Consider the following 13167-nt stretch of genomic DNA (forward strand, 5'->3'; position numbering starts at 1 on the left):
GACCAGACCAGACCAGTAATTATTGTCTTGTAAAAAATTTCTATTCACAATTAAATATTTTATTATTCTCATTCTTACGGGAGTACGTGAGTCTATGATTATCATGTATATAAATTCCTGTACAGGAATAGGGAATCAACTTTTTATGTATGCTGCCGGACTATCTTTAGCAAATAGACTCAACACTGAATTAATATTAGGTTCATGGGACGTAAGATTTTCAGCTAGTGAATACAGAGATTATTATTTATCAAGCGCAAATTTTCCGGCAATAACAGAACGCCACGCAAATTTTCATGACATCAGGAAAATAATTTCAACGTCAACAGCATTCAGAGCAGCATTTGAAAATTTTATAGCTTATAAGCCTATTAGAAAGCAGCATATTTTTAGACGATTAATACGCAAAATATTTCACAAATTAGTCCCGAATGCAGTCAGCGGGAAAATATATTATTACAATATATCGAATTTGATCGGAAATTTTGATGATATGTCAGATAATATATGTGTAACAGGCTATTGTGAATCAGAAAAAATTTTTATGAATATATCTGATTTAGTGCGTAAAAAATTAAAATTTGCTGACTCATGTTTTAATCCTGAATTAGCAAATAAAATAAAATCGTGTAATTCTGTTGCCCTTCATGTAAGACTAGGCGATAAAATGACTTTTCCGAATTTCTTAGATTTAAGTGTAAAATATATCAGGGCAGCAATCGAAAAAATTTACTCGATCACAAGTGCTCCCGAATTCTTTGTATTCAGCGATGATATTAATTACTGTCGCGAGAATCTCACGAAAATTTATCCCGGTGCAAAATATAATTTTATTGACGGACAGACTCCCCCGCAGGACATGGCACTAATGACAATATGCAATCACGTTATAGTTGCTCCGTCTACTTTCAGCTGGTGGGGGGCATGGCTTAACGAGAACCCGAATAAAATTATAATCGCTCCTGACGTAAAATTATGGTATGAGAATGCCGAACACGGAAAATATTTATTGCCTGAAAGCTGGATTAAAATTAGCTGAGTATAATATTATATTGCTTTAAAGAGGGTGAATATAATAATGCTTAAAAAATTTATTTTACTTGCCGGCTTAATTCTCGCGTTGAGTCCGTTTGTATTATTTCCTGTCTGTAATGACACTAGGCCGGACGGGGCTTTCATGAGCTGCTTTTATTCGGGAGTATTTATTTGCTTAATGGGAGTCTTAATAATATTATTTGCGTTAATTGCTATTTATGGAAATTTTTCTAGTTTGTGCGTTATTTTTGCCGGAGTTTGTGCTGTTATGTGCTGGCTCGTTCCAAATGGAATTATAAAAATTTCCGGCTCAAAATGGGCGTGCGGTCTATGTGCAAATCCTGAACATTCCTGCAGAGCTTTGACTATTCCGGCTGTAGGAATAATTGCGGCGTTAATAATAATTTTCTGCATAGTTGATATTACGATAAATTTTATACTCGGCAAGAAGTAATTTCACGAACGAGCGAATCGGATCGGGGGGCTGGCGGGCGGGTAGGAGTCAATATTTACGAGGGATATAGCCCTGTATGTGCGGGGGAATATGCGCGATTAATATAAATTTTGTGAATGGCACTAAATAATTTTTCGCGTGCGTGGAGTCGGATTCTTCGGATGGGCGGGGGGGACTCATAAAAAGCTAGTTAGGTTATAATTTTGCTAAATAATTCACGTGAGGTGCTTATATAGTGATTCAAATAAAAAATTTATGCAAGGACTATAACAGGAACGGGAGAATCTTTCATGTTTTGAATAATATCAATCTCGAAATAGAATCAGGAGACTTCATAAACATAATAGGACGTTCGGGCAGCGGCAAATCTACACTTTTGAATATCTGCGCGGGCATGTTGACTCCGACATCGGGACAAATTTTTTATCACAATCAGGACATTTCACGCAAAAATGATAACGAGCTTTCACGAATTCGCAGCAAAAATATCGGTTTCATTCCGCAGGGAGCCTCGGCACTCGAAAATTTGAGCGTCATAGAAAATATTTTATTGCCTGCCTGTATTTATTCACGTGATAATAATAATAATATTGAAGAATACGCGCGGAATTTGCTAGGAAAATTTAATATTTCCGGACTTGCTGACTCATTTCCTGATGAGCTTTCAGGCGGTGAATTAAGGCGTGTCTTGATTGCCCGTGCTTTGATAAATCACCCTGAAATCATTATAGCTGATGAGCCAGTTTCAGATTTAGATATTAACTCGGCTTGTGAGGTCATGAAAATTTTTGCGGCCCTGAACTCTGAAGGCGTTACTATATTAATGGTCTCTCATGATTTAGATACTCTTAAATACGGCAATAAAATTTACACAATGAACAGCGGCAATCTTTTAATCGGCAATAAATTATAATTCGCGTTATAATCTTGTTATTTATTTAATAGAAGGGACTTGTTAATCCATGAAAAAATTTTTACTAGCTTTATTATTGCTTGCTCTAACATGTTCGAGCGTTTTCGCCGGGCAGTTCGTAAAAGGTGATGCTATAGTAGTCTTCAAAGCTCCTGAAGGCCAAGTAATTAAAGCATCAGGACTCAAGAAAGACGGACATTTATTTGCTTCAGTAAATACTGCTGTTAATTCAGTCGGTGCAGCTGTAAAAGCAGCATATGAGACTCTTTCAGAAATTGACGGAAAAATTTTCGTACACGTTCATTCGGATTCACTCACAACTGAAGAATTAATTAACGAACTCAAGAAACGCGATGATGTAATTTCTGCCTCACCTAACAAAATTAATAGACCCCTGGCTCGTCCAAATGATGAATTTTACGGCGATTTATGGGCACTTGAGCGCATGAACTGCCCCGCAGCTTGGGACATAACAACAGGCAGCGAAGATATTTATATTGCAGTAATGGACAGCGGAGTTTGTAAGCATCCCGATTTACTTGACAATATTGCGACAGGTTACGGGCGTGATTTCGGCGATAATGTTGACTGGGCAAATGACTCAATCGGACACGGGACTCACGTTTCAGGAATAATAGGCGCGGTCGGTAATAATGAAATCGGAGTAACCGGCGTAAACTGGAAAGTCAAAATTATTCCCATTAAGGCGACTAACTCAGAAGGTTACTTCCCTGATAGTGCCGTAGCTGATACTTTAAATTATTTGTCGGGCCTGCTCCGTGATAATCCTAATATGAAAATTGTAGCTCTTAATATGTCATACGGCGGTTATAGTTCTTATACTCCGTCAGAAGCTAGAATGTATGACTCAATGTATAGTATATTCAGTGCGTTTGATAAATTAAATCGCTGCTTACTAGTTGCAGCAGGAGGAAATGAAGCAATCGCAGCATGTAAGCCCGCACCGTTCGATCAGCCTTATTACGAGTGGCACGAATGGCTCGGATTTGACGGCCCCGAATATTATAAAGGTGATTATATGTATCCTGCGTCATATACGGGACTAAATAATTTAATTGTTGTAGGTGCTATTAATTCAGCTGACAAGGCAACCGATTTCACATGCTGGGGCGACTGGGTTCACGTTGCAGCACCCGGCCAAGAAATTTTAAGCACTTACGATAACACGCAATATGAATTTCTTGACGGTACATCAATGGCCACGCCTTATGTTAGCGGGACTATAGGACTTCTTGCCGCAAAATATCCAAATGCTACAACGAGTCAAATAAAGGCCGCTGTAATTTTCGGGGCAAACTCAAATATAAATCCTGTTATTTATCCGTATGAATATAAATGTGCTTTATATAAAGAAGTAATCACAAAGCAAATAGACAACCGGATCAAAGAAGGTCAACTACAGGAAAAAGACCGCGAGTCTACAATTAATTCATATGTTCAGAATATGATAACAGGACTCAGAGATTTTGAATCACTTGACGGCACCGGCAAAGTTTCTCGATATGGATTTATTGACGTTAAAGGCTCGCTCGATAAACTTTCTCAATATGTAGCAAACTCTCAATATTTGACCCCTGACGAACTGCCCGCAGACCCTGAAGACTCAAGCGGCCCGACTCCGACTCCCAGCCCGGACCCGACTCCCTATTATCCAGTGAGAAGCAGCAGCAGCTCCGGTTGTAATTCAGGATTCGCAGGTTTAATGATTTTTGCTGTATTGATTATATCTGCAAAAAAGTTTTATAATCACGCGAAATAATATTTTATTTTAGGAGGTCATATAATGCGAAAATTTTTATCAGCTTGTATCATGTTAATTCTTGCATGTGCCAGCTCATTCGCAGCGTCAAATTTCGTTGAAGGCGATGTATTAGTCGTTATGCTGGCTCCTGAAGGCGTGAACGAGATTACTACAAATTTTCTTGAGAGTCCCGAATGCAGCGAATATATTTCAAGCGCGTTAGATCCCATTGACGCAAAATTAATGAATATTTACGACGCTATTTCGTGGGCAGACGGCAAAATCCATTTTTTAGCACATTCTGATACTAACTCGACCGAAAAAATGATAGCAGCTCTTAAGGCAAATCCTAATGTCGTAACAGCCTCGCCGAATCGTATTAACCGAGTCAGAATGCGCGCAAGATAAATTTTTATTAGGAGTAATATTTATCATGAAAAAATTTTTATTAGCTTGTGTAATAATTTCTTTAGTGAGTTCGTTTGCTTTTGCCGGTGAATTCATTGAGGGCGATGTAATTGTCGTATTCAAATCAGGCGAGTCTGTAACTAGATCAGGACTCAGTGAAACAGGGACTCTCCGTGCTTCTGTAAATGCTGCTGTAAACTCTCTCGGAGCTTCAATTAAGACTAGTTATAATGACTTGTCGGAGGCAGATAATAAAATTTTCCTGCATATTCACTCGGACACAAAGACGACCGAGCAGTTAATAAGTGATCTATTAAAGCGTGATGACGTTCTCGCAGCCTCACCGAATTATATAAATTATCCGCGAGCAAACCGGCCTAATGACGAATTTTATAGTTATCTATGGGGACTCGAAAAAATGAACGCCCCCGCCGTCTGGGACACTACAACGGGCAGCGAAAATATTTACGTTGCTGTCATGGATTCGGGAATTTATGAACACAGCGATTTAATTGCAAATTTAGCTACTGAATACGCTCAAAATTTCGGAAATACTGACAGCTGGACAGATCAAAACGGACACGGGACTCACGTTGCCGGGACTATAGGCGCAGTAGGAAATAACAACATCGGAATCGCCGGCGTAAACTGGAAAGTTAAAATCATCCCTCTAAAAATAGAAAACGCAAATGGAGGTATGCCGAACTCTGCAATAATCAGCGCGTTGAATTATTTAACTGGTCTTCTACGTGATAATCCTAATATGAATCTCGCGGCCGTTAATTGCTCATTCGGTAATTATGCAAGTATGACTCCTACAGAAGCACTGACTCAAGACGCTGCATATACTGCTTATAAGGCATTTGATAATTTGAATCGTTCATTATTAATATTTGCCGGCGGAAATGAAAGCATAAAAGAGGGCGGGCAGATAACTTTTACAGAACCGGGCATTATATGGCAGGTTTTATACGGCAGCAACGAACCTGCATTTAACAAAGGAGATTATGATTATCCTATTTCTTATACGGGTTTGAATAATGTAATCTCAGTAGGATCTATAGACTCATCTGATAAAGCACCGTTATTTACATGTTTTGGCGATAATATTCACGTTGCTGCACCCGGCTCCCAGATTCTAAGCACATATAACAGTCAAGATATATATCGCGAAATGCAGGGGAATTCAATGGCTGCTCCTCATGTAACAGGCTCGGCGGCTCTTCTTTTGTCTGCATATCCTGACGCTACACCGAATCAAGTAAAACAGGCAATTTTCCAGAGTGCGAACTCAAATATAAATCCCCTCGTTTATCCCTATCAACTTATGTGTGAATATGCAGCTAGAATATATGAAATTAGAATCGTTAATGTCTCAATCGATCAAGGAGCTTTAACGCCTGAAGAGGGACAAATAGCAATAGAGCAGTTCACTCAATTTGTTATGCAGGAACTCAAGGACTACGAGCAATACGACGGAAATTTCAAAGTCTCAAAATACGGCTTTATTGATTTAAGCGCGGCCCTTGAGAAATTATCTCAATTTGTAGCGAATGGAGAATATTTAACGCCTGAAGGTGATAGCGGCGGAGATGATTCTATTATTCCCCTTAAGAACAGCAGTTCAGGCTGTAATACAGGATTTACAAGCGGGATAATAATTTTTGCGGCGATTTCTTTATTCCTGATTTCTCGCAAATATATTTTATAAGAATGGAGTCATAACATGAAAAAATTTTTTGCTTTATCTTTATTGCTAGTTCTTGCAAGTTCCTGCGCATTTGCTGAAGATTACGTAAAGGGTGATGCTATTGTAGTATTCAGCGCAAATCAACCTGTTACACGTTCGGCACTCAGGGCAGGCGGAGTCCTTCATAATTCAGTACATGCCGCGGCAAATTCCGTTAATGCCTCAGTTAAAGCCGCTTATGAGACTCTTTCTGAATCAGACGGAAAAATTTTCGTTCATGTTCATTCAGACGTGTTGACGACCGAGCAGTTAATTAACGCACTCAAGCAAAGAAATGACGTTATAGCAGCTTCACCGAACAGAATCAATAAATTTTCTAAGACTCCTAATGACGAATTCTATAATGAATTATGGGGACTCGAAAAAATTAACGCGCCTCAAGCATGGGACTCTACAACGGGGAGTCAAGATATTTATGTTGCTGTAATTGACTCGGGATTCTATAAGCACCCTGATTTAACGGCAAATCTCGCAGAAAAATACGCCCTAGATTTCACTAACACATATGATAATAAATGGGATCTTGACGAAGTAGGACACGGGACTCACGTCGCTGGAACTGTCGGAGCAGTCGGCAATAATAATATCGGTGTCGCCGGCGTTAACTGGAACGTGAAAATTATTCCCTTCAAAGGCATTTAAGATAATGATGTTATATCAGCTCTTGATAGTTTAATACAAATTATCAGTACTGACAAAATCAAAGTCGCTGCAATTAATATGTCGTTCGGCGGTTATGAGTCAAATGCTCCCGAAGAAATGAATGATAACGCCGCCTATTTGGCCTATAAAGCATATGATAATAAGAATTATTCTGTGTTCGTAATCTCAGCAGGAAATGACGGCATAAATAACAGCGTCCCGACCCCTTTCGATCAGCCCGAATTCGAATGGCACGACATGCAAAGTAGAGATGCCCCTGTTTTCAAAAAAGGTCAATATGTTTATCCCGCAAATTATATCTTAAACAATAAAATCGTCGTCGGAGCTACTGCCTCAAATGACACCGCAAGTTCATTTAACTGGGGACAAAGTGTTGACGTAGCCGCCCCCGGTGTCGGTATTATGAGTCTTTACACCCCCGACGCTGAATACTACAACGCAGAAAATCACGGAGCAGCTCCATATATTTATAGATCACTTGATGGGACTTCTATGGCTTCCCCTCACGTTACAGGTGCTATAGCTCTTATCGCGTCAAAATATCCGCAGGCCACGCCTCAACAGTTAAAGCAAGCTATTATTCAGGGAGCTAACAAAAATATTAATCCCGCCGTCTACCCCTATAAAGTCAAATGCGACGAAATGATTTCTATCATAAAATCTGCTATTGATAGCAGGCTGGAAGAAGGTATTATCTCACAAGATACAGCAGATAGAAAATTTGCGGAACTCGTAACACAAGTAAAAGAAGGTTTCAAGCCCTATGAAGTACTTGACGGGACGGGCATAATTTCCAAATATGGACTTCTTGACGTGAACGGCGCATTAAATGAACTCGCTAAAATTATTTCAGACGATACACCAGCACCGAGTCCCACGCCTGAACCGACTCCGACTCCAACTCCAACGCCGACTCCAGAACCGAGTCCGACTCCCACTCCTGAGCCAACACCGACTCCGAGTCCGACTCCCACTCCTGAATCAGAAGATTATTATCAAGTTATAGGCAGCGGCGGCGGAGGCTGTAACTCGTTTGCATTTGCGGGGATGGCATTTTTTGCGGGATTAGCTGTATTCATTAAGAGAAAATAATTTGAAATAGTCAACTTTTCCACACGTCCTGATGAGTCAAAACTTGTCAGGATTTTTTTGTGTGTGCTATTATCTAGTAAATTCACTAGGGAGGCTCAAACTCATGCAAAAAATTAGCGCGTTCACTGAAGATTTATATAATCAAAAATTTCGCATTCTCTGTGATTTATTCCCTGAGGCTGTAACTGAATCTAAAGACGACAACGGGCAATTAATTAGATCAATCAACGCCGATATTTTGAGCCGCGAAATCTCCGCACCCGTCATAAATAACACAAAGCAGTCTTACTCTTTCACTTGGCCGGATAAAAATTTGATTATGAGTCAGGCAGCACAGCCCACTACAAAGACTCTCAGGCCTATACGCGAGAAATCTTCAGGCAAAGACAGCACACCGGGCAATTTCGACAGCGAAAATATTTATATCGAAGGCGATAATCTCGACGCACTGAAAATTTTAAGAGAGACTTATTTGCGGCAAATTAAGCTGATTTATATAGACCCGCCTTATAATACCGGACATGATTTTATTTATCAGGATAATTTTTCAGAGAATCAAAGCGAACACGAACAGAAATCAGGACAAAGAGACAGCGAAGGAAATAGACTCGTTCAAAATAAAGAGACTGACGGCAAATTTCATACTAACTGGCTTAATATGATTTATCCAAGATTGAGAATAGCAAGGGACTTATTGAGCGATGACGGAGTTATATTTATTTCAATCGATGATCACGAGGCCGCTAATTTACGCAAGATTTGTGATGAGATTTTCGGGGAGAAAAATTTTAGGAATCAAATATTATTACGTAGACGAGTTAAGAGTCTTAATGCACAATTTGCAAATGACGGCTTGAAAAGTTTTAATATAGGTTGTGAATATATGCTTGTTTACTCAAAATCATCATCATTTATGTTCAGACCGTTGCGATTTGATAAGGATGATAAACCCGAAAAAGGTTCATGGAATGTATTTTGGAGTAATGCAGATAGGCCTACAATGCGTTATGATGTATTAGGATTTACTCCAACGACTGGGCAATGGAGATGGCAGAAGGAACTTGCTGATGAGGCTATAGAAAATTATCGCAAATATGAGAAAGATTTTGCCGATAAAATGAGTCTTGAAGATTATTGGCGTATGAATGATTCAAATATGAGATTTATACGTAGAATCCCTGACGCAACGGGCAAAAATGGCGGTGTTCAGTGTTGGATACCTCCATATGATACAACATTGCGCACAAGTGATTGGACAGATATGGAAGTATCGCAAATCGCAAAAGATTATGATTTACCGTTTGAGAATCCGAAAAATGTTAATGTGATTAAAGAAATTATTTCTTCAATTATGGGTGATGATTTCATAATTCTTGATTTCTTTTCAGGATCAGCAACAACAGCCGATGCCGTATTCAGGATAAACGCTCAAGACGGAGGCAATCGAAAATTTATACTTGTGCAAATTCCTGAAGAGACTCCGGTAAATTCTGAGGCATTCAAAGCGGGCTATAAAAATATTTGCGAAATCGGCCAAGAAAGAATCAGACGTGCAGGCCGTAAAATCCGCGACTCACTGCCTCTGACTACTAACGAGCTTGATACGGGTTTTCGCGTGTTCAGAGTTGACTCAAGCAATATTAAAGACGTTTATTTATTCCCTGAGGAGTTCAAGCAGGATACTATAGAATTATTTGCTGATAATATAAAGCCTGACAGGACGCCGGACGATTTATTAATTCATTCAATGCTGCGTCTGGGAATAAATTTATCTGCAAAAATTGATATAGCTTTCACGTTCGGCAAGAAAATTTTTATAGTGAATGATAATTATTTAATAGCTTGCTTTGATGACAACATAACAGAGAACACCGTGATAGATATAGCAAAGAGAAGGCCGAATTACGCAGTATTCAGAGACAGCGGCATGGCAAATGACAGTGTAATGACGAACTTTGAGCAAATTTTCAAGACATACAGCCCTGACACAAAAAGGAGCGTGATTTAATATGCTGTTCAAGTTCACGGAGCAGGAATATCAAACAAAAGCAGTAGACAGCGTTATAAAAGTGTTCGAGGGTCAGAATTATAAATATTATTTCACGTATAGGCGCGATGTCAGCGAGCAGGAGACGGGCGAAATTTTCAAGAATGATGATTTGCTTTATACAGGTTACGGGAATCACGGCGTTTCATTGAGTGATTATGATTTACTGCGGAATATCCGGCGCGTTCAGACAGGAAATAATATAAAACTTTCTGACTCTGTAAATAACGAAATCGGCTCGTGCGTTCTTGATATAGAAATGGAGACGGGGACGGGCAAGACTTATACTTATATAAAAACTATGTTCGAGCTTAATAAAAAATTTGGCTGGAAAAAATTTATAGTGATAGTGCCGAGTATTGCAATTCGTGAGGGTGTCAAGAAAAGTTTTGACATAACGCAGTCCCATTTTATGGAGCTTTACGGGACAATTGCGAAAACGTTTGTATATGACTCTAATAAATTGCATGAAATAGATTTTTACAGCCAAGACTCGGGAATAAACGTAATGATTATAAATATTCAGGCGTTCAATGCAAATTTTGACTCTAAAGAAGGCAGCAAGAATTACCGCATAATCAACAGTGAACGCGATGATTTCGGGAGCCGCAAGCCCATTGATATAATTGCAGCGAACAGGCCTATAATAATACTTGATGAGCCTCAAAAAATGGGAGGAGCTAAGACTCTGGCAGGGATAAAGAAATTCAAGCCGTTATTTGCCCTGAACTATTCAGCGACTCACAAGCAGCATCATAATTTAATTTATGTACTCGACGCATATGACGCATTTATTAATAAACTCGTCAAAAAAATTGAGGTGAAATGTTTTGACGTTAAGAATTTGCCCGGCACTCATAGTTATATGTACTTGAGCGATATAATAATTTCACCCAGTAAAGCACCTGAAGCAAGACTCGAATTTGAACGCGGCAATAAAAGAATTACGCGAATAATTAAGGCCGGCGACGATTTATATAAACTTTCAGGAGAAATGAGTCAGTATAACGGCTTTATTGTGAGTGATATAGATCCGAGGGAGAATGCTGTAACTTTCACGAATATGGCAAAAATTAGAGTCGGTGAGGCAGCTGGCGACGTGTCAGAAAGTTATTTAAGGCGTTTGCAGATTCGCGAGACCATAAGGGCGCATTTCGAGAAGGAAAAAAATTTATTTACGCAAAATATAAAGTGTTTATCACTATTCTTTATTGATGAAGTCAGTAAATACAGGAAATATGACTCTGAAGGCTGCGAGACTAATTCAGAATACGGCGAAATTTTTGAGTCCGAATATAATTCACTCCTGAATGAATATATAAATCTTGATACGCCATATAGTGAATACTTGCGAAATATTGACGTTAAGAGGACTCACGCGGGTTATTTCTCGATTGATAAGCACGGCCGCAAAGTAAACAGCACTGTAAAACGCGGCAATGATTCAAGCGATGATATTTCTGCGTATGATTTAATTTTGCGCGATAAAGAAAGATTATTGAGTCTTAATGAGCCTGTGAGATTTATATTTTCGCATTCGGCCTTGCGTGAGGGCTGGGACAATCCTAATATATTTCAGATTTGTACGTTGAGACACGGGGGGGACTCGCCAATTCGTAAGCGTCAGGAGGTCGGGCGGGGCTTGCGTTTATGCGTTAATCAGGACGGCGCAAGAATGGATTTAAATTTTTTGAGCGATAAAATTTTCGACATAAATAAATTAACTGTTATAGCTTCAGACGGTTATAATGATTTTGTAGCAGGACTTCAGCGGGGGATCATTGAAGATTTATATAATCGTCCTACAAAGGCAGATATTGAATATTTTACAGGCAAGAAATTTATTAGCGGCGGTAAAGAAATTATTATTAGTGAAATAGACGCGAGAAAGATTCATAATTATTTGATTAAGAATGATTATATAGATTTTGAAGATAATATCACGCAAAAATATCATGATGACAGCGATAATAATAATCTAGCAGAATTACCGGCGGGAATAAATGCGGGAGTTCACAAGATAATACGTGCAATTTTTGACTCGAGTCTGATTCGCGAAATGATTGACGACGGCCGAGCAGCTAAGATACTTGAGAATCCCCTGAATAAAAATTTTTTCCGTGAAGAGTTCCAAAGGTTATGGAGCTTGATTAATCACAAGTATTCATACAGGGCAGAATTTGACAGCTGCGAATTAATAAAGAAATCTATCACTGCAATCAATAAAGAATTATCAATCAGTCAAGCATTTATCACGATAACAACGGGGATTCAAGAAAATTTTTCGGACTTTGGACAGGAGAAGACCCGCACGGAAAAAATAAAACTTTCAGGAATAAGCAGCGCAAAATATGATTTTATAGGGGAGATAGCAAGAGACACTAAATTAACCCGCCGGAGTGTTGCCGATATTCTAAAGGGAATTGACTCGGAAAAATTTAAAATGTTCGCTTTAAATCCTGAAGAGTTCATAAAGCAAGTAACACATTTAATAAATACTCAGCGTGCAGGGATTATAATTCAGCAGGTAACTTATAACATGACGAGTGAAAGCTATGACAGTTCAGTTTTTACAATGGGCAAAAATGGGACTGATTTAAATTTTACTCATGCACTTGAATCAAAAAAGAACGTCCAGCCGTATGCAATTCTTGACAGCAAAGTAGAGAAGGATATGCGGGAAGAGTTAGAGAGATCCGAAGAAGTTTGTGTTTATGCTAAATTGCCGAGAAGTTTTACAATTCCGACTCCTATGGGCAATTATTCCCCGGACTGGGCTATAGTCTATAATGATAGAGACGAGAATAAACGCGAAATTTATTTTATAGCAGAGACAAAGGGTAGTCTTGAAAGCGTTATTTTACGGCCTATAGAATACGCAAAAATAGAATGTGCTAAAAAATTATTCGCTCGTCTCTCAAGTCAGAATGTTATATATAAAGAAGTAAGAAATTTAGATGATTTAATAAGTATCTTGCATAAATAAATTATTTATATAGCTTGGAATTTTGCCGGAAAGTCAAAAGTTTTCAGGGCTTAATAA

Annotated in this window: 10 protein-coding genes; all 10 read left to right on the forward strand. The window is 38.8% G+C overall.

What is annotated here, in order from left to right; genetic code table 11:
• Positions 1-94: 94 nt before the first annotated feature.
• The 10 genes from IJS99_02205 (at position 95) to IJS99_02250 (ending at position 13110) form a co-directional block, all read left to right on the forward strand.
• Positions 95-1039 (forward strand): alpha-1,2-fucosyltransferase, encoded by a 945-nt coding sequence (locus IJS99_02205; protein MBQ7560635.1) that lies wholly within the window; start codon positions 95-97, stop codon positions 1037-1039.
• Between the two features lie 39 nt (positions 1040-1078).
• Positions 1079-1489: a DUF4418 family protein gene (locus tag IJS99_02210; GenBank protein MBQ7560636.1), complete on the forward strand. Its 411-nt coding sequence runs from the start codon at positions 1079-1081 to the stop codon at positions 1487-1489.
• Between the two features lie 232 nt (positions 1490-1721).
• Positions 1722-2402, forward strand: coding sequence for an ABC transporter ATP-binding protein (locus IJS99_02215; protein ID MBQ7560637.1), 681 nt, complete (start codon positions 1722-1724; stop codon positions 2400-2402).
• A gap of 49 nt (positions 2403-2451) precedes the next feature.
• Complete coding sequence (locus tag IJS99_02220; GenBank protein ID MBQ7560638.1) at positions 2452-4182, forward strand: S8 family serine peptidase; 1731 nt, start codon at positions 2452-2454, stop codon at positions 4180-4182.
• Between the two features lie 24 nt (positions 4183-4206).
• The gene (locus tag IJS99_02225; protein MBQ7560639.1) at positions 4207-4572 is read left to right on the forward strand and encodes a hypothetical protein; all 366 of its coding nucleotides are present in this window, start codon (positions 4207-4209) and stop codon (positions 4570-4572) included.
• Between the two features lie 25 nt (positions 4573-4597).
• Positions 4598-6283: a S8 family serine peptidase gene (locus IJS99_02230; GenBank protein MBQ7560640.1), complete on the forward strand. Its 1686-nt coding sequence runs from the start codon at positions 4598-4600 to the stop codon at positions 6281-6283.
• A 15-nt stretch (positions 6284-6298) separates the two neighbouring features.
• The gene (locus tag IJS99_02235) at positions 6299-6964 is read left to right on the forward strand and encodes a S8 family serine peptidase (GenBank protein MBQ7560641.1); all 666 of its coding nucleotides are present in this window, start codon (positions 6299-6301) and stop codon (positions 6962-6964) included.
• Between the two features lie 78 nt (positions 6965-7042).
• The gene (locus IJS99_02240) at positions 7043-8077 is read left to right on the forward strand and encodes a S8 family serine peptidase (protein MBQ7560642.1); all 1035 of its coding nucleotides are present in this window, start codon (positions 7043-7045) and stop codon (positions 8075-8077) included.
• A 103-nt stretch (positions 8078-8180) separates the two neighbouring features.
• Positions 8181-10085 carry a site-specific DNA-methyltransferase gene (locus tag IJS99_02245; GenBank protein MBQ7560643.1) on the forward strand — a complete coding sequence of 635 codons (1905 nt, stop codon included), beginning with the start codon at positions 8181-8183 and terminating at the stop codon, positions 10083-10085.
• Position 10086: 1 nt separating this feature from the next.
• A complete protein-coding gene (locus tag IJS99_02250) occupies positions 10087-13110 on the forward strand; it encodes a DEAD/DEAH box helicase family protein (protein MBQ7560644.1) in 3024 nt (1007 codons plus the stop codon).
• Positions 13111-13167 lie beyond the last annotated feature (57 nt).

The sequence above is a fragment of the Synergistaceae bacterium genome, from assembly GCA_017444345.1.
GTDB lineage: Bacteria > Synergistota > Synergistia > Synergistales > Aminobacteriaceae > JAFUXM01.